Raw genomic sequence first — 20,088 nt, 5'->3', positions numbered from 1 at the left:
GCTTAACCCAATTCAAGCGACTGCAACAAACCACGGGCCTTATGCCAGGTTTCCCGATATTCATCAAGAGGATCCGATTGAGCGACAATACCGCCACCGACGGGCATCTGCCACCATCCGCCACCAGCGGTAATCGTACGAATCAAGATACTACTATCCATCTGGCCGTTAAAGCCAATATAGGCGAGTGAACCGCAGTACGGCCCTCGCGCGGTTGGCTCGAGTTCGGCAATGATTTCCATCGCTCGGATTTTAGGGGCACCGGTAATCGACCCGCCGGGAAAGCAGGCTCGCAGCAAATCGAGCGACGACGCATTCGGTCGTAAAGTGCCTCGGACGGCAGACACTAAATGTTTGACATGGGCATAAGTTTCCACTTGGCAAAGCTCGGTAACGCAAACACTGTCTATTGTGCAGACACGCGCAAAATCATTGCGCATCAGATCGACGATCATCACATTTTCAGCCCGATCCTTGGCGCTGAGTTGCAGTTCGTCGCCAACGAATAAATCCGCCTCGGGGGAATGAGAACGGCCACGGGTGCCTTTGATCGGGCGGGTTTCAGCGATGTTGTCTCGAACTTGTAGGAAACATTCAGGAGAACTGCTGCAAATCTGCCAATTGCCTAGGTCGAGATAGCCCGCATAAGGCGCGGGATTTTTCTCGCGGAGTTTGAGATAAAGCGAAACGGCGTCGGTTTTAGCCGGGGCGAGCAGCCGCTGGGCCAGATTGACTTGAAACACATCGCCGGCGTGGATGTACTCGACGGCTTGTCGAATCATTTGTTGATACTGCTCGGCGGACATGTTGCTGGTGACGTCGCCCAGTCCGACATCAAACTGAGGAGCCAACGCCTGCTTGGAAATCTTCTCAGTCGGCTTCTGGCTAACGTCAGTTACAGGCAGAGAAAGGTTCTTCAAAAATTCGTTGAGCCGAGCATGCGCCCGCGCTTGCCGACGCTTTGGATCAAGTTCCGGGAAACCGTGTGAGATCAACCAAGCCTTATTCTCTTGGTGGTCAAAGCTGAGCACCACGTCGTACAATCCGACAGCCAAATCGGGGACAGAAAAATCGGTAAAACGCGGGCTCGGCAATTGTTCAAGACTGCGATTAAGTTCGTAGCCAAACAGCCCCGCCACACCTCCTTGGAACGGGGGAAGGCCGGAGATGGGTTCGGATTGGAATTGCTGTATGCTCTGCGCCAGTTTCGCAAAGAGATCGCCTCCGTTTGATTGGGCTTCAAGCCAGTTAAACGGGTCGGCTGCCACGAACGAATAGCGACCCAGCCGGCCATTCGTACTGGCGCTGTCAAAAAAAACGGCGTGCGGGAGTCGAGACAGCCGTTCAAAGGCCGCGACTGCTGTCAATTTCGCTGGCAACTCGACGATGACGGGGAAATCAATCTTGCTCACGTTGACCCCGCGGAGCGCGTTTCAGGTAATGCCGATTTTCTTTTTCGGTCGCCAATCCCCAATCAAGTGCTTCATCCTGCACATAGTTCTTGCCGAGCGTGAGGGCGATTTTCGCTTTGGCCATTTCATAGCCGAGGTAGAAGGCATGACTCGGATCAAGATTCGTGGGCAAGCTGCCGTGGGGTCCGGCTTGGCGAAGCTGTTCCATCAAGGAAAAGGGATCGCGATCGTGCAATTCTAGCTGACTGGATATACAGTGTATTTCATTCTCGGCGACAAAAATGCGATAGTTGTTGTCACGAATTTCGTTGGCCAATTTGGTGAGTTCATCAATCGTGGAGGCAGCAAGCTGCTCATCTCGCAACATGACTAACCGAGATTCCACATGCTTTGGTAACAACTGGTTGTTGACCGCGTAATACATCAAGCGGCGGGCAAGGTCGCATTCTTTAACACTTGTGCGGGCCCAATTGATGACTTGTGTTGTGAGGATGCTGCGAATGCCAAGTTCTTGGCAAAAGCCAAGCAACAGTGTGTTGATTCCTGCGGAGTCGGCGTCCGTTAACTCGGTCAAATTGCCGATGCCCATTAGCATTTCGGCATCGGGATAGCGGCGGCGTATTTCCAGGTATCGGCCGAGGCTCTGGGCAAAACCGAAAGAAATCGGTTCCAAAATAGGATCGATACGCAACGGCACGTCGGCTGCGGCCAGGAACTCAATCGTGTCGCTCAGACCGGCCAGGGAATGAGGATCATCCGGAATTGCAACGACTTCGATTCCCCAATCCGCGGCGGCAGCACGATTCGACGAATTAACGCTCAGCACCAATTCGGCTCCCGCTTTGGCAGCGGCGGCAATTTCTTGAGGATTCAGGCTGTCGATCGAAACCCGCAGCCCTCGATCTTGCAAAGCAGCAACGGCCTCGGCAACTCCGGACCACGTATGGCCAGGGTCACATCCAAGATCAATAATATCTGCGCCCGCAAGCTGATATTGCTCGGCCACTGCTAGGATTTCGCCCAGCGACAGACGTGGGCAATTATTGATTTCTGCCAAAATCTCGATGTCATAAGCCCCGTATTCCGTTGCGGTCGTCTCCGCTGAAAAGAATCGCGGGAGCTGCCGTAGATCGCGGGGACCGACTTCGACGGGAATATGGGTTAACTCTGTTAACGGCGTGAGATCGCCTTCGCAGTATCCGGGAATAATGACGCGAGTCGCCCGAGGGTCGATTTGGATATGTTTTGAGATCCAAACCGGAGACATCAAAGCAGCGACGGTAATTGGCAGAACATCGATTGTGTAAGTAAAGCCAACCGTTTGAGCCAGACCAGGGAGCAATTGTTCAAGCGCATGGCGAGCCAAACGTCCCGTGACAAATTGAATGTGCTCCTGTGCCATGATCGTTGACGCTGTTGCGAATTAACTCCAGCCACGTTCGTCGGCAGAGCCCGCGAAGCCCCCGTCGACGTGAATTGTTTGACCGTTCACAAAGGCGCTCTCTTCTGATGCTAAAAAACGGACCACTCGTGCGACGTCGTCGGGTTGTCCCCAGCGGGCGAGCAGCGATTCGCTCTTGGCACGTTGCTGCCAGTAGTCACTTGCCGATTCGCCCCACTTGGTTTGAATCCAACCCGGCGCGACGCAATTGACTCGCACTGACGGCGCCAGTGACTTCGCTAGGCTCCGTGAGAAGGCCGCTACGGCGGCCTTGACCGTGGAAAAATATTCGCCACTGTCGCCCGCCATGCCGATTTCCGCTTGCGACCAGCCGATGTTAATGACCGTACCCTGGCCGCGTTTCTTCATCATGGCACCAATCGCCCGCGACAGCAGGATTGCCGCTTGCACGTCGACGTTCCATAAAGCGGTCAGCTTTTGCTCAAAATTCCCTTGAGCCGCTTCACCGGTCAACACGTCTGCACCGGCACCATTCACTAAGATGTCAAGCGGCGCGATGCTCCAGGCTTGATCGGCCAGTGTCTGGCAATTGGCTGAATCCGCCAAATCACAAGGGATCACTTCAACGCAAACACCTTCCTGTTGTAACATCGCAGCCAGTTTCCGCGCTTTATCTTTGTGCCGATGCCCCTGAAGGATGAGATTGCACTTCGCCGCGGCGAGTTGGGTGGCAATGGCCGCACCGATTCCTCCGGAGCTGCCTGTGACCAGGGCCCATTTTCCGTCGAACGATTGTGAAATGTCAGCTGGCATGGTGAATTAAGTTACAGAGGTCGAAGGTTTATTATCGCTTGCCGTCGCTTGGTTGACGAGAGGCATACCGCAATCCGAGTTGTCAGATCTGACGCTGATTTCTACGATAGTTCCAGCGTGCATTTGGTGAAACATCATCGAGTACTTCATGGCGAATTCTGAAATTGAGTGGCGTGGCATTGAACCGGCAACGCGCGTGCGCTTGCGTAGGTTCCCACTCATTTGGCTCGTACTCGCCGCGGTGATTTGCCTGGGATTTCAGTTTTCGGGAGAAGACCAGGACATCAAGAACACCGTCTTGATGGTGGGAACAATCATTTTCTCTCTTGGTCTATCGACTTGGACGCTGTTGTGTAGTGGGTTACCCCGTCGGCAGAGATTGGCACTTGGCTTGATTCCTTGGGGACTCGGGATTGCCTTTTTTTCGGCGATTGAACTGGTCAACAACGGCGACGTGGGCTTTGTGGGCTGGCAGTGGCGCTGGGGCGCTAAGCATGACGAGACGTTATCGGTTCCTGTCACTTCGACCAATATCATCCAAGATTGGCAAACAACTCCGCACGACTATCCTCGCTTTTTGGGCAATGGCTATTGGGCGGAGGTTCCTGGCGTGGAGCTTGCGACCGATTGGTCGGTGAACCCGCCGCAGGAACTATGGCGCACTGATGTGGGGGCGGGTTGGTCTGGCTTTGCGTTGGTGGGAGACTATGCCATCACACAAGAACAGCGTGGTGACCAAGAACTCGTCGTTTGTTATCGCATTAGCACCGATAATCCTGAAGGTGAAACAGTCTGGAGCCATGCCGATACGGTCCGTTTTGATCCGATCGGCGCAGGGGCCCTGGGCGGCATCGGACCGCGAGCGACTCCAATCGTTTTTGATGGCAAAGTCTATACGGTTGGAGCCACGGGGATTTTTAACTGCCTTGATGCGCGGTCGGGGGAAAAACTGTGGGCTCACGATACGCATGCCGAGGGCAAGATCGACAATATCATGTGGGGAAAAGCAAGTTCTCCGTTGATTGTCGAGCAAGCGGAAGGTCCGACCTTGGTTGTGCTGAGCGTCGGTTCGCCGACCGGTTCCCTAGTTGCTTATGATGCGGAATCGGGGGAAATCATTTGGTCGGCCGGGCAGAACCGATCGTCGTATGCGACGCCCGTGGTTACTGAGTTGTTGGGCGAGAAACTGATTTTAAGCATCAACGAAGATTTGCTCACCGCCCACCGTGTGGCGGACGGGGAGATCGTGTGGGCCCATGAATGGCCTGGAAACAGCGACAGCGATGCCACGGCTTCGCAGCCGATTCCGTTGCCCGGTGACCAGCTGTTTTTATCCAAAGGCTATGGAATTGGATCTTCACTTCTGCAATTGTCGCGGGATGAAGAGGGGAAGATCGTGGCCGAGCCTTTATGGAGCCCAACGATCCGCAAGGTGATGAAGACCAAAATGGGCAACGTCGTCATTCGCGACGGTTATGTTTATGGCCTCGACGGAGGCATTCTTCAATGCATCGATCTTGAAGAAGGTAAGAGTCAATGGAAGAAACGCCGCGTCCCCGCGATCGGCCATGGCCAGATCATGCTGATTGGTGATGTTTTGGTGGTGCTTTCCGAGGCCGGGGAACTTATTCTTATCGATCCAAATCCCGAGGAATATCGAGAGCTTGCCGCGATGCGAGTTTTTCCGCCCGAGCAGGTCACGTGGAATAATCCGGCCTTTAGCGCCCCGTACTTCCTGCTAAGAAACAACGAGCAAGCCGTTTGTCTCAAGATGCCAATGGTAGAAAAGCCCGTCGCAACGGCGCAGAAGTGAACATCATTTGGGGGCGTTTTCTAGCAGCCAGTCTTCCAAAATGATTTGCTCGACATAGGGCGCGCGGAGCAAATTTGTTCTTGCCGGAAGCAAGCCAGCCAGCCACGAGTTTCTTGCAATACCCGACACGGCTCGCAAGCTGAGGCTGCTAAACGAATTGCCGCGGGTTTGCTCGCGAACATTTTCACTGAGGCGGTTGAATGTCGCGAGAATGACGTTGGGTTCGGGGCCAACGTGAATCACGGTTTCGATGCCAGCTGCTAAGGTGTAATCCACCGCGTCCCAAAGTCGTTGAGGATGGTCGACCCAATCTCGCAGAATTTCCCGGGGTGAAGTGTCGATGTAGCTCTGCTTTCCCGTAACAAGTGAGAGCACAGGTGGGGAAGGGGGGACGTTGCCGTCGGGCAAGGTTTCCATCATCAGCGATGCACGATCGGGAATATATCGCTGTCGGGCAATTGCTGTGTGCAACGGCGGCCAGCGATGCTCATTGACGCGCAGCTGGGCACGGTGTGGCAGTGAATGCTTCATTAAAGCGCGAAAACGATTGATGGTGTCGCGTTGTCCCAACAACAAATAACTGTTGGGCGACAGAATCGAAGAGACACCAATAGTTCCTTGACCTTCACAGGTAATCAGTTCACACAGCCGCTCGACTTGGGTTAGCTTGATCGATGGTCCGCGGGAAAAGAGAACCCCCATCGTGACATCGGCTGCGAGTTCAACCGCATCGGCTGCCATGGCCAACGGGACGCGAATCATGTGATCGGGTGCCATGATGCCCGCACAACTCACCGCGACAAGTTCGCCGAGACTGTAACCAAACGACAAGCCGACGCGGGTTGTGTCGATTTCAAAGATCTCTTGCAGCAAACGAAGCTGGGCGACTTCCGCCGCGACAATCAAAGCGATGGCTTCGGCGTAGGTTTCGATGCCAAATTCTTGACGATCGGTAACGTGCTGGACCAAATCGACATGTTTGTTCGTAACTTCCGCACAGACATGGCCGAATCGGACTAGCTCATATTCGACGATGCTTCGATATGCTGGCACATCGAGCAATTCGGGCGTGCGGCCCAAATTAGTTACGTTGTAGCCGCGAAAGGCCAACGCGGCATGCGAAAGTTTGTTTGACAAAGTGGCTGGCATCAAAGGCGGCCCTGGTCTTGCATGTTATGAGAATGCTATCGGTTTTACGCACGAACCGGGATAAACGTTCTTTTTTATTCGTTTTTTGTGCACGGTGTGGGCTGTAGCAGTTGTAGGCATGATCTCAATCAGTCACTTGGAAATACGTCTCCAAAAAATGAGCCTGGAAAGCATGAAAACCATGAGTACATAGGGAAAACCGCGACCCTCTCCCGAAGGATTTGACCTATTTTTGTGTTGAGATTTCGCTGATCCCTCAGCAAATCGAACGCCAACGATCACACCAAGGACGAGGGAGAATATGCTTACTGCTCAAGACATCATGACCGACAATGTGTTGACCATCAGCCCGAATGCGACGGTGCAGGAGGCAATTGAAACGCTGATGCGTAGGAAAATTTCGGGCTTACCGGTTGTTGATGACGACGGCAAGTTGATCGGCGTGATTACGGAGTTTGCACTGTTGGCAATGGCCTACGACGTGGACGTTCGGCAGGAAAAAGTTATTAAGCACATGACCACGGATGTGATCTTTGTTGCCCCTGACGATCCGATTCGCAAGGTGGCAGACCTGTGCATTATGCACCGCGTGCGGCGTATCCCTGTGGTTGAGAATGGGCAGATTGTCGGCCTGATTTCGCGGCGGGATGTGCTCAAGGGTATCTACGAAGCCACGTTGATGGCGTGTGTCCTTTAACTAGTTCGCAATTAAAAAAGAGTACGTCAACTAATGCGAGTTCCTCACGTCGTTGCCGTGCTCTTGCTGTTTTGGCTGACGGGTCTTAGCGCATCGGCCCAAACGGTGCTGATGTTTACTGATACCAGCACTCTTAACGCGGGCGAAACCGCGCGCCGGACTCAGTTGCAAACCTGGGGTTTCACGGTCAATACGATTCTCGACAGTGCTAGCCAAGCCACGATTGATGCGGCTACTGCGGTGGCAGATGTCGTATATATCCCATGTACGGTGACCGACTGGGAATTAGCGGACAAACTTCGTAACTGTTCCAAAGGGGTTGTTTGCGAGGAACGCTATCTCGATGACAATTTTGGCCTGTCGACCGCACCTGGCTGGGATACCACGTCTTACACGCAAATCAGCATCACCAACAACACCCACGAGATTACGAGTTCTTTTAACACGGGCAATCTGACGATTTTCAATTCCTCGGGCCAGCCGATGACGTTGATGAATCCCACATTTGCCTCTGGATTAACAATTCTTGCCGAACAACATTGGGGAAACAAAGCCCTGACGGTCGTTGATATTGGCGCAACCTTGGCCAATACGGTCGCTGGAAATAGCACGGCAGCAGGTCGTCGCGTTCATCTGCCGTGGGGGGGCGACAGCTTCAATTGGAGCGTGCTCAATTCCGACGGTTTGCTGATACTCCAAAAGTCCTTGCAATGGGCCACGGGTAAAAGGTTATTACTGCATTACAAGCTCGATCATACAAGTGGTACGGCTGTGACGGACTCATCGGGTGATGGGAACACGGGGACCGTCACAGGGACGGCAACTTGGGTTTCCGCGGTACGCGATAATGGGTTTGATTTTAACGGCACGACGAAGATTCAAACCAACAGCGAGTTAGGCAATCCGGCGAATATCAGCATGGCGGCGTGGGTGGATCTCGATGCGCCCGACTCTTCGGGCGCGGAGATCGTTTCCATAGGCGACCATGTGAACTTTCGACTGACTGCTAACTCGGTGCGAGCCGTGCTCTATAACGGCTCTACGTGGCTGACGACAAGTGCTACGTTTGCTCCCGTGGGAGCGGGTTGGCATCACTATGCGTTTACGTTCGATGACGCTTCGGACACGCTGAAAATCTATATCGATGGTGTCTTGGTAACGACTGCTACTGTAACGGCTACAATTAACTACAGTGGTCAAGGCACGGCGACCGTTGTGGGGCGGCACGGCAATGGCGCCGCGATCTACGACATGGATGGTCGGATCGATGACGTGCGAATTTACAATTACGCATTATCGCAAGCGGAAATTGCCGCGGTTTACGGGTTGGTCGGGCATTTCAAACTCAATGAAACCACTGGCACGACAGCTGCGGATTCTTCGGGGGCTGGAAATAACGGCACCGTGTCAGGAACGGCAGGATGGGGAACAGCGGTACGCGGTAATGGTCATCGCTTCAATTACACAAATGGCGACGATTATGTGACAATTCCCAATTCGAAGTCGTTGCAAGACGTGCAGGAAGATGACTATTCGCTTTCCATGTGGTTTAAGCCAGCGAGCGTGCCGCCAGGGACAGGAACTACGAACGACGGTACGTACGCCTTGGCTATAAAGAACGGGGCCATTTGCGGACTTGGGTACACGTACGAACAAAAATTTGGGATGGCTCATCCGTTCGCAGATGGAAGTATTCTGCAGACCAATTCCACGAACACATTCGCATCGGGAACATTTCATCACGTGGTGGTCGTTGTAAAACGAGCGACCGGTAATCTCTCACTGTATGTCAACGGCCAACTGGAATCGAGCCAATCTTTCACGCCCAACAAAGCGGCTTTCGAGCAAGGGACCTCAACGTGGAAGTTAGGTATCGCTAGCCCAGGAAGCGGCACTAATAAGTTCGCAGCCGACGGGACGCTTGATGATGTGCGGATTTACAACCGGTCCCTGACGGCACAGGAAATTGCACAGCTCTATGGCAATGCTGGGTATTGGAAGTTAGAAGAAATATCGGGAACAATAGCCGCGGATAGTTCAGAGGCCGAGAATCATGGCACATTCACGAGTAATCCGACGCTGGGGCAAACCGGCGTTTATGATTTAGCCACGACTTTTAATAGCGCCACTTTGGCCGAGTATCTATCACTGCCGCGAGCAGTAATCCATGATGCCTCGACAGTTTCGGCGTCGTTTTGGATTAAGACGACTCACACAGGTGAGCAAAGTATCGTAAGCGGTAATAACACTGCGAAGGACAATGAATTTTTGTTGTTTTTCGGCAGCCACACTGAGTTTCGAATTTATTGTCATGGAAGTACACAGTCATGGAGAATTCCCTCAATCGCCGACGGCAACTGGCATCACATTGTTGTTGTTTCGTTGGCTGACACCAATACGACAACGATGTATCTCGATAAGGTTTCGATGGGAACCAAATCGATCAGCGCGGGGAGCACGCCCTACTCAATTGATGTCGGTGGTTTGATCGTTGCTCAAGAGCAAGACAGCGTCGGCGGAGGTTTTAGTAATTCACAGTGCCTCCGCGGAACACTCGATGAACTGCGGTTGTATCAAAGGGCCCTCAGCGATCAGGAAATTGGCGAGTTGTTTGGCTTAATGGGCCATTGGGCCTTTAACGAAGGCACGGGAACAATTGTCGCTGACTCCTCGGGTGCCGGCAATAATGCGTCAGTTAGTGGAGCGACTTGGAGCAGCGATTGCGCCGGCAACACGGCTTTAGATTTTGATGGTTTCAATGATTCGGCAGTAACAACAAATAATTTTGATCCACCCGCTCAAGGTGCGGTGGCCTTTTGGTTTCGTAGCACCGGTACTCCGGCCAGAAACCAACGCTTATGGGGGATCAAGGGCAATTATGAGGTGTGGCAAGGCTCGGACGGATTGATTAGCTGCGATCTCTCGACCAATGGGTCTAAGGGTGGCTTTATCACAACTACGCCGTTGGATTTTGAGGACCGTTGGTATCACGTGGTTGCTCAATATGATTCCGACACCGACAACTATTCGATTCATATAAACGGGGAATTAGACAAGACGGGACTTTCGACGACTGCCATGAAAGACCAAACTCCTGGAAAGTTGCGGTTTGGCTCTGGTACGCGAAGTCTAAACAACTTTGAAGGCTCGATCCGCGATTTTCGTATTTACAATCGGCCCATGTTTAACTCTGAAATTGCCAAGTTGGCTGGTGTGATCGCGAGATGGCAACTCAACGAATCGAACGGGACCGTTGCGATCGATTCGAGCGTTAGAGGTAACAATGCGACTTATGTAGGCAATCCTACACTGAACGTGGGGGGGACGAACTCCGCAAACGGGACGGCGGTTGAGTTGAACGGATCGAGCCAATATGTCACGGCTGGCAAGAGCTTGTTGAACGGATTGCAAAAATTCTCACTCTCTGTGTGGGTCCGCCCCGATAGCCTGACGCCTGACAAGTCGTTTGTTGGCCAAAACGGCTTGATCGAGTTGGGTATCGATACACAGACGGACCGCATTGATCTTTGGACCAGCAATGGGGGATCGATAAGTGCAACAGCACCGCTGGCGATGTCCAAATGGTCGCATGTCGTCGCAGTGGGAGAAGGCACAAACTTGCGCCTCTATGTGAACGGCAGCGAAGTCGGTTCGGGGGGATCATCAACCTCGAACTACGGCACCAACACAGGAGCATTCAAGATTGGTGAAGGAGTGTTGACCGCGTCGGGAGGCTATTTTGATGGACGATTCGACGACGTGCGAGTTTACAGTCGTGCGATCTGTCCCGGTGAAGTCAACGCAATCTACCAAGGGGGACGGCCCGCAGGGGTGCGGATTATTCGCTGGATCGAAACGCGGTAGTTTATTGCAATCGGGCAGCGAATCTTAGTGGTCGCCTGGCACCGAATCGATCGTATGACCGTCAATCCGATGAGTCGCTGAGTTCAACGAATAAGCGGCACCTGAGACTGGGCAAACCGGCAAGCCTGCAGGCAGATAATTGGTCGTGGCAACGTCGCTGAGACTCGTGGGAAAGCTGCCATTGTCGAGGTGATACCGCTCAATTGCGGCATTCAACTCTAAGCGATTATGACGGCAGGCTTTGCACTTCGCGGTGTCGGTCGACTGGGTGACGCGAGAAACCACGATTGCCGCAACCACAGCGATCAACGTCACTACCGCCATCAATTCAAGCAGCGAGAAGGCTTGCTGCGGTCGCGGTAGTTTTGAATACAGGGAGTGAGTTGACATCTTTGATGGCCTGATCGCGATCTGGCTTAAGTCCCTAGTTGCCTTGAGAACATGTAAAGAATTCTAGCTTCTCACATAGCGCTGTAAGAAAATGAGTTCGGATTATGAGAGGCACCTCTTGGGGGATGTAGCAGTTGATCTGATTTTGCGGTCTGCTGGCTTCTCAACCACAGCAACGCATGGTCAGTCCGCACTTCTGTCTTTGACTGGACGGGCTAGCAAGCTACGGTTGTGCGTTGGAATCCGCCCCATCAGCCGTTAGAAGCTTTGCCCCCCAAGTTGCGACAACTATGTCTCACCATCACTGCACGATCTTGCTTGTGGAAGAAGAACCCATTTTGCGGGAGATAACCACGTTTCGGTTGGAATTACTAGGCTACGAGGTCTTTGCGTGGGAAGGTGCCAGTCAGGCCAGTGAATGGTTACTAACGCAAGTTCCCCACATGATTGTTGTCGGACAAGTTGCCGATGCGGGAGCGTTTGAGTTTTTGAACCAGTTGAGTAACGAACCACGGACAAGCGAAATCCCGGTGATTTATTTGTCGAGTAGTTCGGACTTGGAAGACGTGCAGAAAGCGTATAACGCTGGTGCCGACGAGTTTCTAGTGACCCCCTTTGATCCGCTGATGTTGGAAAAGAAAGTTCAGAATCTTGTAGGTGCTACCTACACCGCGAAATCATAACATCTCTTGAGCATTGTTGAGTCATGGCACGTCTTGGCGACATACTGGTTAAGCATGGTTGGATTACCGAAGGGCAAGTCCAAAGTGCTCTTTCCGCGCAAGGCTCGGAACGTGGCCTCTTAGGAACAATTCTCGTTCGTCGTGGCCTGATCACAAGCGATCAACTTGGTGAGGCTCTCGCAGAACAATACGGTGTCCCGTTCTTCGACATTGTTCCTGAAAGCATCAACCCCCAAGTCGTACGTTTGCTGCCTGAAGAATTGGCGCGCGATCACAAAGTTGTTCCTGTAGCGGTGGCTGGACGTTCGCTGCAATTGGCCATGATGGCTCCGGACGACATCGACGTGATCAGCGAAACCGAGTTGATCACCGGATACAAAGTCGTGCCGTTGGTGGCATTTCAAAATGCCATTGAGGGCGCTCTGGACCGTGGTTTTGACGACCGCGTGGTGGCTCGGCAAACGATCGTTGACATGAAGATGGCCGATCTGGCTGCGGCTGAAAGCATGATCGGCCAAGAGCTAACCAATGAAATCACAATCGATGAAGATCAAACCCCCGTTGTTCGTCTTGTGCGAGCCATTCTCATGGGTGCGATCAACGCTGGTTCGAGCGATATTCACCTTGAGCCGCATCACCCCGAAATGCGGGTACGATACCGCGTCGACGGCCAATTGCAGGCCGTGATGACAATTCCACGTCATATTGAAGAATCGGTCGTCGCGCGCATCAAGGTTATGGCTGACATGGACACGACCGAAAATCGCCGGCCTCAAGACGGTCAGCTCAGCATCAACGAAGTTACGGGACGCGTGAATTTCCGCGTCAGCACAATTCCCACTGTAGGTGGCGAAAAGGTAGTGATGCGTCTTCTCGACGAAGGCAGCCGTATCTTTCAGCTCGATCAATTGGGAATGCACGAGCGAGACCTCAAAAAGATTCAAGGCTTGATCGACAAGCCGCACGGCATGATCGTGGTTACCGGACCCACGGGTTCCGGTAAAAGTACAACGATGTATGCGTTGCTTTCCAAACTGAATGCCGTGAGCCGTAATATCGTGACCGTGGAAGACCCCGTCGAATATCGACTGCCTGGGATCAATCAAGTTGCTTCCGACAATGAACATGGGCTGGGTTTCGCCAACGCGCTGAAGTACATCATGCGTCAGGACCCCGACGTGATCATGCTCGGTGAAATCCGTGATCACGAAACAGCTTCAACCGCCGTGCAAGCCGCCCTGACAGGGCATTTGCTTATTAGCACGCTGCACACTAACGATGCCGTAGGATCGGTGGCGCGTCTCAACGACTTGGGTATCGATAGCTTCAAGACGGGTGGCGCGCTATTAGGTGCAATTGCTCAGCGTTTGTTGCGGTCGATCTGCAATCAATGTAAGGAGCCTGTGAATCCTAACGAACATTTTCTCAACGCCCTGAGCCATAGTTTGGACATACCCGCCGAAACCGTGTTTTTTGCCGGGCGAGGGTGCAAGAAGTGCTTGGGAACGGGCTACGCTGGTCGTATTCCCATCTACGAAATCATGACCGTGACGCCAACACTTGCGATGGCCATCGAAAAGGGTTTGCCAAGCTCGAAGTTGCGAGAAATTGCCGTGCAGGAAGGTATGGTCGAACTGGCTACGGCCGGTTTGGAACAGGTTCTGGCGGGCCACACGACCGTGGAAGAAGTTTTCTACAAAATTTCAGGTTAGTCGATCGTCGCCATGTCACGTCACAAGCAACTCGCATTAAGCTCGGCACATGCTGCGAATTCATCGGGCTCGTTCCAGCTCGATCATTGGTGGATGAAACTCACTTCGTCGTCGAAGACGTCCGAGAAATTAAAGCCCCACGAGCTGACATTTATTCTGCGCACCTTGTCGACATTGGTCAGCAACGGTGTGTCGCTCCCGAAAGCTCTCGGAACACTGGCTCGCGAAGAAACGCTGGCGAAACATCGGCAATTACTGGAAATATTGCGGCGAAAAGTGGAATCGGGCGTTCCCTTTAGCACTGCACTCGCCGAGTTCCCACAAGTCTGCGATCCGATTACTACCAGTCAAATTCGCCTGGGCGAACGGTCGGGCACTTTGGCAGACACTCTCCAACACCTTTCAGAGAACCGTGGCAAGAGCGCGGAACTCAAGCAAGCAGTTATCAAGAAGCTCGCTTATCCCGTGTTATTGATTACCCTGGGCAGCGGTTTGTTGACTTTTTTGTTGATGTACGTCGTGCCAGTATTTGAAGAGACTTATGCAAAAGCCAAGGTTCCACTGCCACTGATCACCCGTATTTTGATTTCATTTTCTGGGATCATGCAAACATATGGCCCCTGGGTGATCGGAATTGGAATTCTTACAGCGGCAGCAATTCAGCAGCTCCGGAAACGGAGCGAATTTGCCGTGATGATCGATCGGGCTTTGCTGCGGGCCCCGTTATTCGGCAATTGGATGCGCGATATGGCTGTATTGCAGCTTATGGAAGTGCTGCACAGTTTGATGGCGGCTGGTTATACATTGGCCGAAGCCGTGAGGGAAACGGCGTCATCTGTTAGTAATCGAGCAGTCCGACAGGGTGTCAATGATCTTCAAGTAGCGATCAATCGCGGCGAAAAATTCAGCCGCGAGCTAGAACGGCACGAAGACTTGTTTCCTCCAATTGTGAATCAATTGGTGATCGTGGGAGAAAGCACTGGGCAACTCACTCGCGCCACGAAAGATATTTGCGATTACTTGCGGCGTGAGATCGAGCGAAAAAGCAGCCTTGTGGTTGGGGCGCTGGAACCGATTCTAACGATCGGACTTGCCAGTGCGATTGCAGTTGTGCTCCTAGCAATCTACCTACCCATGTTCGACATGGTGAACACCATCAAGTAAGCGTAACCCACGGGTTTTGTCATGGATAAAAAGTACATTTACGGGTTTTCTTTGGTCGAGCTGATGGCCGTTTTGGCGATTGTTGGGCTATTGGCGGGAATCATCTTGCCGCGCGTTGCGGGAAGTGATGAACAAGCCAAAGTTGCCGCCTGTAAAACCAATAAGGGTGATATCGAGATTCAAGCGGAACTTTGGATGCACAATACAGGCAGCTGGCCGGCAGCCAACTTGAGTGACATTGGATCAGATATGAGCTACTTCCCCGAGGGCGCGCCAACATGCCCTGTGGATGGTGGGAACTATACGATTGATCCTAACACGGGTAGGGTTTCTGGGCACAATCATTAAAACTCAAAAATTTTTCTTGTGTCACGAATCGTAACCTAAGTTTCCTTAGTAAGCGGTAAAAAACGCAGAAAATCTGGCAGCTTTTGCCTCACCACATAAGTCCCTGTTTGAGGAGTCACTTACCATGAAGTCGCGGAACCAATGCAAGACAAGTGGTTTTTCGCTGCTTGAGTTGTTGGCCGTTGTGACGATCCTCGGCATCATTGCCGCGATCATCATTCCACGTGTCTCGATTTCGAGCGATACCGCCAAGGAACGCGTCAGCGAGCATCACAAAGCGACAATCAACGCTGCCGTGGAAAGATATTACGTCGATAATAGCACTTGGCCTGCGGCTGATCTTTCTGATATCGGTAAAGATCCGAATTACTTCCCAGATGGTCTCCCGACCAATCCCGTGGATGGCTCGGCTTACTCGCTCAACACCACGACCCACCGCGTGAAATAGCCCGACGGGCAGCGAAGCCTATGGCTTGCCAACACACAGAATCGATTTTCATGGCTCGGCGCACTCCGGTGCGTCGAGCTATGAGCTTTTTAGAACTGGCCGTGGTAGTTTCCATCGTGGGACTGTTAAGCATAACAGCTATAACATCCTTTGGCAGTTCGACCCTCAGCAATGGGGGGGCCGAAGGTTTTGTTCGTAAATTGTCATTAGCGCTGACACACGCTCGTCGAGCCACGATTTCTACGGGCGACAACCATTATCTTCAACTCAGTCCTTCCGCAACAAATGCCACGAGTTTTACGCTCTACCGTCGCACGAGCGGTGGAAACGTCCCGGTGGATACGTCGAGATCCGTACCCCAAGATGTCACTGTCAGCTCGTCGCATGCGGTTCTTGAGTTCGATTTCGATGGGGCGGCACTTGGGGGCTATTCGATTACCGTGGCAGGCGATCAACGTAGTTGGAATCTTTCTGTCGTAACACTCACCGGCAGCGTTTCTGTAACAGAGAACACTCCGTAGTATCTGAGCCGATTTTTACGGTTGCGGACACGGTTCCGTAACCTATCTTTTCTAGGCATTTCGAAACAGGTCGCGTGCAAGGTCTCGCTATGGTGTCGTGGTCAACACAGACGGTGAATTCCAACATTCTCGGTAAGAAAATTACTGCGAGGGCAGGATTCTCATTGTTGGAAATGGTGATGGCCGCCACTTTGGTCGCGGGGACATTGGTTCCAACAATGGCCGTCATGCGCGACGCCATGGCCAAAAGTCGCGATCTCAACCGGCGCAATTTGCTATCGAACTACGCGGTGAGCGTGCTAGAAACACAGGCGGCCAAAACCATGACAAATTGGACGAACACAACAACCACGGGGAATTTCGCTGCCGATGGCTATGCGAATATCCGTTACAGCGCTGTTCGCTCGGATGCACCTGCAAGCGGTGGTCTTACGGGTCAGTTGATGCACATTCGAGTGACTGTCTTTGACGACGCGGACAGTGACTCGACGTTCGATGACAACGAGTTGAGCGTTTTGTATCGGACCAAGGTGGCTAACCTGCAATCCTACGTTGATGAAGAATAGACAAACCAAACACGGCTTCACTTTACTTGAGCTCATGGTCACAACGGCCATGCTGGCTGCGTTGACGACTGCCACGATGGTGTTGGTGCGGACTTCGTACGCGGCGTGGAATCGCCATGAAGAGGATCAAGAGACGCGGCAAGCTGGGATTGCCGTATTACGCCATATCGTACGGCATGTTCGTCAGGCGACCGCAGTTTCTGCTATTTCATCGGCCACGGACAATTCCGGAAGTTTATCTATTCTGACGCCCACAGGTCAGACACTGGTTTGGGATCACGACTCGGGCACGAAGCGAGTCTTGTTTGGAGTAACAAATGCCGATCAGGTGCTCGCTACCGGCATCGAACAGCTGAAATTCGTGGGTCTGCGTACCGATGGCACGACTGCGAGCACTGACGTTGGGTTAATTCATTCCGTCCGAGCTGCGACTGAAGTTCAGCTGGAACGACCTAATGGACTCGAACCGGTTGCCGCATCGTGCCAAGCCTGGTTGAGGGCGTGGTAGCTATGAATACTTCAAAGCGAAACTCAAAAACAAGAAGCGGGGCCGCGCTTGTGTTTTGCATGTTTATTCTGACGTTGGTCACACTCATGGTTGTGAATGTGCTGGACACAACCACGCTGGAGCTGTCAACGCTCAGAAATTCCATGGATTATGAACGAGCAATGTACCTAGCCAATGCCGGGGTTCATCACATCGCGGCTACGTTGGAAACCAACAGCACTTGGCGTGGCACGGTGACTGATGGATCATTTCCGGCTGACGATAGCTACTTCGCCGAAGCCGTGGATGGACCAGATTCAACGGTGATTGTCACGTCGAGCGGTGTCGCCGGCGACGTGGTCCGCAACTTGCAAGCAACGATTGAACTTTAATTTGAGTAGCACAGATGTCCGACAGACGAGCAAAAGCTGAACGGCGGCAAAGCCGCGAGCGACGCCGACCGCGAGAGCGCCGTAAAGGCACTGACAATCGAATTGCGGTTATTGAGTTGGCTGAATCCGATTTGCGTGTAGCCATATTGCAGCGTGCCGCCAATGGTGGTCGCGACCAAGTGGAAGCCTTAACAATTCCTTGGCGTGAAGAAGCAAATTCACCGAATTCGACTGAAGGCCAATCTGAGCTGTCTGCAGCTTTACGTAAGCTTGTGGAACAGCACAACCTCGCTGGTTGCTCGGTGCGTTACGTGCTGGGTGGACGCTATTGCGTGACCAAAGCCATCCTTGGTTCCACGGAGGAGGTTCGCCACGAACTTCAACAGCTCGAACAACGCAGCCAGCTTTATTTGCTGCTTGGTACTGGCGAAAAAGTCACCGTGAGCCATTGCAAACCGCTCGACGCCCGACATACCTATGCGGTGGCTTCTGTCTGCCATGCGAAAACGCTCGACACCTTGTACGAAGCGAGTGAGCGAACCGGCCTGCGAATAGAATCGATTGAGCCCGCGCTGGTGGCCAATAGTCGCGCAGTAGGACGCTTGCAGAATGCTCCCGACCAACCCACGCTATTGATTCATATAGATAATTCGACGGTTGAAATCGGGGTCTGCCATCGGGGACGTTTGTTGCTGGAATATCGCCCAGGTTCCTGTGAAACTCCTGAAGAACTGATCGAAGTCGTTCGTACGCACTTTGGCCGCTTGGAACGACATGTTGGACGTCTCCTGGGCGAAGCGACTCCCAAATTACGGCATGTCTATCTCACGGGTGAACGTCTGCAGATTCAAAGTGTGCTGAGTGCCCTCGGCAAGGTCGAGGACATGGAACTGGAAATCGTTTCACCTGCAGAGATACAAGCGACCTGGCAGATCACGGCAGGAGCCAGCGATCCCTCCACGATCCCGGCACTTGGCGCAATGCTCGGAACATATTTGCCCGCAGGCGAATCCGACGCTCCCAATTTCATGGACCACATCATCGCGGTGAGCCGTGAGCCGATGAAGCCGATTCTCATACGCAGCGCGATTCCTATCGCTGCCGTGTTGCTTGTGGCACTGGGTATAGCCGGCGTCGACTTTCACCAGCAGCGTGCCTTGAATGTATTGCAGGAACAACTTGATGAACTCGCCGTGGCCCAAAACCGCGCTCGAGAATTACGGTTACAACAGGCCGCTTCGGAAGCCAAGCTCGACCAACTCAATAGACTCGCCAGTCAGCTAGTTTCACCGCCCAATGCCGAAATCATGCGCCGGATTGCCCAGTGTATGCCGAGCGACGTATGGCTCAGCTCGTTGAGCTATAATGATGACGACACGCTAGCACTCAAGGGCTCAAGCTATTTGGAAGCCGGTGTATTCGACTTCGTTCGCTGGCTCGAATTGGCTCCTGGTTTTGATAGCGTAGCCCTCCGTGGAACCAAAAGTGGTCAATCCGTGGCAGGACCGACTGTTGACTTTGACGTTGAGTTAAGCCTGGCAGACCCTAACGCCCCCGCCAAGAAGGTGGCCCGCCATGAATGAGACATTGCTCCGTAGATTCTGCGAAAGCCGTCATCGCTCGCTAATCGTTGCAACCGTTACAATCCTCCTTGGTCTGGTGGTATTTACCACGTTGGCCGATGACTATTTTGACAAAAAGGAGAGTCGTAGGGCTCTTGCCGAAGAATTGGAAAATGCACGACAGACGGCCAAGCAGCTTCCCCAGTTGGAGAAGCAAATGGCCGCGGTTGCCGAAGAGTTGGGGATCTTGGAGGGGCGCTCCGTTTCGGAAGAAACGGTGAGCACTTATCGTACTCGGCTCGTGGACATGATCCGCGAATCGAGTTGCCAAATCCGCCGCCTCGACGTGGCCGAACCTGCCCGTCGACCCTGGAGAGCAGGGGACAACCCCCTCCAGGAAGGAAACGTGAGTGATTCGTCAGGGAAGGCGACACCATTTTTCCTGGAACGTCGCAGCATCCAACTTTCGGTGAACGGCAATACGCACGACATCTACAGTTTGTTGGAACGCTTGCAACAGGACAACACTTTGGCCTACCCCGAGCGGATGCAAATCCAATCAGACGGCCAAAATGGTGAAACAGTGACGATGGATCTGGAACTGCTGCTGTTTGCTTTGAGCAGACAAAGTTCCTAGCCACGTAGTACGGCAACACGAGCAACCG

Annotated in this window: 19 protein-coding genes; 14 read left to right on the top strand and 5 right to left on the bottom strand. The window is 52.9% G+C overall.

Annotation, left to right across the window (positions count from 1 at the left end; translation table 11 throughout):
- Positions 1-2 precede the first annotated feature (2 nt).
- Genes pabB through SH678x_RS11550 form a run of 3 tightly spaced genes read right to left on the bottom strand, consistent with a single transcriptional unit; the run spans position 3 to position 3,627 of the window.
- The gene (gene pabB / locus SH678x_RS11560) at positions 3-1,412 is read right to left on the bottom strand and encodes an aminodeoxychorismate synthase component I (RefSeq protein WP_496918602.1); all 1,410 of its coding nucleotides are present in this window, start codon (positions 1,410-1,412) and stop codon (positions 3-5) included.
- Positions 1,399-2,814, bottom strand: a complete 1,416-nt coding sequence (locus SH678x_RS11555) for a DUF6513 domain-containing protein (RefSeq protein ID WP_496918601.1) — start codon at positions 2,812-2,814, stop codon at positions 1,399-1,401. Before SH678x_RS11555 ends, pabB begins: the two co-directional genes overlap by 14 nt.
- Before the next feature lie 21 nt (positions 2,815-2,835).
- The gene (locus SH678x_RS11550; RefSeq protein WP_496918600.1) at positions 2,836-3,627 is read right to left on the bottom strand and encodes an SDR family NAD(P)-dependent oxidoreductase; all 792 of its coding nucleotides are present in this window, start codon (positions 3,625-3,627) and stop codon (positions 2,836-2,838) included.
- A 148-nt stretch (positions 3,628-3,775) separates the two neighbouring features.
- Between SH678x_RS11550 and SH678x_RS11545 the strand changes: the two genes are divergently transcribed.
- Positions 3,776-5,440 (top strand): outer membrane protein assembly factor BamB family protein, encoded by a 1,665-nt coding sequence (locus tag SH678x_RS11545; RefSeq protein WP_496918599.1) that lies wholly within the window; start codon positions 3,776-3,778, stop codon positions 5,438-5,440.
- Between the two features lie 3 nt (positions 5,441-5,443).
- Here SH678x_RS11545 and SH678x_RS11540 read toward each other — a convergent pair whose 3' ends face one another.
- Positions 5,444-6,589 (bottom strand): hypothetical protein, encoded by a 1,146-nt coding sequence (locus tag SH678x_RS11540; protein WP_496918598.1) that lies wholly within the window; start codon positions 6,587-6,589, stop codon positions 5,444-5,446.
- Positions 6,590-6,890: 301 nt separating this feature from the next.
- Here SH678x_RS11540 and SH678x_RS11535 point away from each other — a divergent pair, with 301 nt between their 5' ends.
- Both SH678x_RS11535 and SH678x_RS11530 read left to right on the top strand, forming a co-directional pair.
- On the top strand, positions 6,891-7,286 hold the full coding sequence (locus SH678x_RS11535; RefSeq protein ID WP_496918597.1) for a CBS domain-containing protein: 396 nt from the start codon (positions 6,891-6,893) through the stop codon (positions 7,284-7,286).
- 33 nt (positions 7,287-7,319) lie between these two features.
- Complete coding sequence (locus SH678x_RS11530; RefSeq protein ID WP_496918596.1) at positions 7,320-11,150, top strand: LamG domain-containing protein; 3,831 nt, start codon at positions 7,320-7,322, stop codon at positions 11,148-11,150.
- A gap of 24 nt (positions 11,151-11,174) precedes the next feature.
- Here the strand turns inward: SH678x_RS11530 and SH678x_RS11525 are convergent, their stop codons facing one another.
- Entirely contained in the window at positions 11,175-11,540 is a 366-nt protein-coding gene (locus SH678x_RS11525; protein WP_496918595.1) for a competence type IV pilus major pilin ComGC, read from the bottom strand.
- Positions 11,541-11,830: 290 nt separating this feature from the next.
- Between SH678x_RS11525 and SH678x_RS11520 the strand changes: the two genes are divergently transcribed.
- The 11 genes from SH678x_RS11520 (at position 11,831) to SH678x_RS11470 (ending at position 20,060) form a co-directional block, all read left to right on the top strand.
- Positions 11,831-12,223, top strand: coding sequence for a response regulator (locus SH678x_RS11520; RefSeq protein WP_496918594.1), 393 nt, complete (start codon positions 11,831-11,833; stop codon positions 12,221-12,223).
- A gap of 23 nt (positions 12,224-12,246) precedes the next feature.
- Positions 12,247-13,935: a GspE/PulE family protein gene (locus SH678x_RS11515; protein WP_496918593.1), complete on the top strand. Its 1,689-nt coding sequence runs from the start codon at positions 12,247-12,249 to the stop codon at positions 13,933-13,935.
- A 12-nt stretch (positions 13,936-13,947) separates the two neighbouring features.
- Positions 13,948-15,099 carry a type II secretion system F family protein gene (locus SH678x_RS11510; protein WP_496918592.1) on the top strand — a complete coding sequence of 384 codons (1,152 nt, stop codon included), beginning with the start codon at positions 13,948-13,950 and terminating at the stop codon, positions 15,097-15,099.
- Between the two features lie 21 nt (positions 15,100-15,120).
- The gene (locus tag SH678x_RS11505) at positions 15,121-15,447 is read left to right on the top strand and encodes a competence type IV pilus major pilin ComGC (protein WP_496918591.1); all 327 of its coding nucleotides are present in this window, start codon (positions 15,121-15,123) and stop codon (positions 15,445-15,447) included.
- Positions 15,448-15,571: 124 nt separating this feature from the next.
- Complete coding sequence (locus SH678x_RS11500) at positions 15,572-15,895, top strand: type II secretion system protein (RefSeq protein ID WP_496918590.1); 324 nt, start codon at positions 15,572-15,574, stop codon at positions 15,893-15,895.
- Between the two features lie 50 nt (positions 15,896-15,945).
- Positions 15,946-16,416, top strand: a complete 471-nt coding sequence (locus SH678x_RS11495; protein WP_496918589.1) for a pilus assembly FimT family protein — start codon at positions 15,946-15,948, stop codon at positions 16,414-16,416.
- A gap of 74 nt (positions 16,417-16,490) precedes the next feature.
- A complete protein-coding gene (locus SH678x_RS11490) occupies positions 16,491-16,982 on the top strand; it encodes a type IV pilus modification PilV family protein (RefSeq protein WP_496918588.1) in 492 nt (163 codons plus the stop codon).
- Positions 16,972-17,490 (top strand): PilW family protein, encoded by a 519-nt coding sequence (locus SH678x_RS11485; RefSeq protein WP_496918587.1) that lies wholly within the window; start codon positions 16,972-16,974, stop codon positions 17,488-17,490. Before SH678x_RS11490 ends, SH678x_RS11485 begins: the two co-directional genes overlap by 11 nt.
- Before the next feature lie 59 nt (positions 17,491-17,549).
- Positions 17,550-17,861, top strand: a complete 312-nt coding sequence (locus SH678x_RS11480; RefSeq protein WP_496918586.1) for a hypothetical protein — start codon at positions 17,550-17,552, stop codon at positions 17,859-17,861.
- A gap of 14 nt (positions 17,862-17,875) precedes the next feature.
- A complete protein-coding gene (locus SH678x_RS11475) occupies positions 17,876-19,444 on the top strand; it encodes a PilN domain-containing protein (protein ID WP_496918585.1) in 1,569 nt (522 codons plus the stop codon).
- Positions 19,437-20,060 carry a hypothetical protein gene (locus tag SH678x_RS11470; protein ID WP_496918584.1) on the top strand — a complete coding sequence of 208 codons (624 nt, stop codon included), beginning with the start codon at positions 19,437-19,439 and terminating at the stop codon, positions 20,058-20,060. Before SH678x_RS11475 ends, SH678x_RS11470 begins: the two co-directional genes overlap by 8 nt.
- Positions 20,061-20,088: the final 28 nt, after the last annotated feature.

It is taken from the genome of Bythopirellula superficialaquae (assembly GCF_059632245.1).
The sequence above is the reverse complement of the archived record's forward strand: the minus strand, read 5'-3'. Positions and strand labels throughout refer to the sequence as shown.

Bases quoted from the DNA above. Each gene is read 5' to 3' on its own strand.
- SH678x_RS11555 (WP_496918601.1), bottom strand. From the start codon at position 2,814: ATGGCACAGGAGCACATTCAATTTGTCACGGGACGTTTGGCTCGCCAT.
- SH678x_RS11550 (WP_496918600.1), bottom strand. From the start codon at position 3,627: ATGCCAGCTGACATTTCACAATCGTTCGACGGAAAATGGGCCCTGGTC.
- SH678x_RS11545 (WP_496918599.1), top strand. From the start codon at position 3,776: ATGGCGAATTCTGAAATTGAGTGGCGTGGCATTGAACCGGCAACGCGC.
- SH678x_RS11540 (WP_496918598.1), bottom strand. From the start codon at position 6,589: ATGCCAGCCACTTTGTCAAACAAACTTTCGCATGCCGCGTTGGCCTTT.
- SH678x_RS11535 (WP_496918597.1), top strand. From the start codon at position 6,891: ATGCTTACTGCTCAAGACATCATGACCGACAATGTGTTGACCATCAGC.
- SH678x_RS11530 (WP_496918596.1), top strand. From the start codon at position 7,320: ATGCGAGTTCCTCACGTCGTTGCCGTGCTCTTGCTGTTTTGGCTGACG.
- SH678x_RS11525 (WP_496918595.1), bottom strand. From the start codon at position 11,540: ATGTCAACTCACTCCCTGTATTCAAAACTACCGCGACCGCAGCAAGCC.
- SH678x_RS11520 (WP_496918594.1), top strand. From the start codon at position 11,831: ATGTCTCACCATCACTGCACGATCTTGCTTGTGGAAGAAGAACCCATT.
- SH678x_RS11515 (WP_496918593.1), top strand. From the start codon at position 12,247: ATGGCACGTCTTGGCGACATACTGGTTAAGCATGGTTGGATTACCGAA.
- SH678x_RS11510 (WP_496918592.1), top strand. From the start codon at position 13,948: ATGTCACGTCACAAGCAACTCGCATTAAGCTCGGCACATGCTGCGAAT.
- SH678x_RS11505 (WP_496918591.1), top strand. From the start codon at position 15,121: ATGGATAAAAAGTACATTTACGGGTTTTCTTTGGTCGAGCTGATGGCC.
- SH678x_RS11500 (WP_496918590.1), top strand. From the start codon at position 15,572: ATGAAGTCGCGGAACCAATGCAAGACAAGTGGTTTTTCGCTGCTTGAG.
- SH678x_RS11495 (WP_496918589.1), top strand. From the start codon at position 15,946: ATGGCTCGGCGCACTCCGGTGCGTCGAGCTATGAGCTTTTTAGAACTG.
- SH678x_RS11485 (WP_496918587.1), top strand. From the start codon at position 16,972: ATGAAGAATAGACAAACCAAACACGGCTTCACTTTACTTGAGCTCATG.
- SH678x_RS11480 (WP_496918586.1), top strand. From the start codon at position 17,550: ATGTTTATTCTGACGTTGGTCACACTCATGGTTGTGAATGTGCTGGAC.
- SH678x_RS11475 (WP_496918585.1), top strand. From the start codon at position 17,876: ATGTCCGACAGACGAGCAAAAGCTGAACGGCGGCAAAGCCGCGAGCGA.
- SH678x_RS11470 (WP_496918584.1), top strand. From the start codon at position 19,437: ATGAATGAGACATTGCTCCGTAGATTCTGCGAAAGCCGTCATCGCTCG.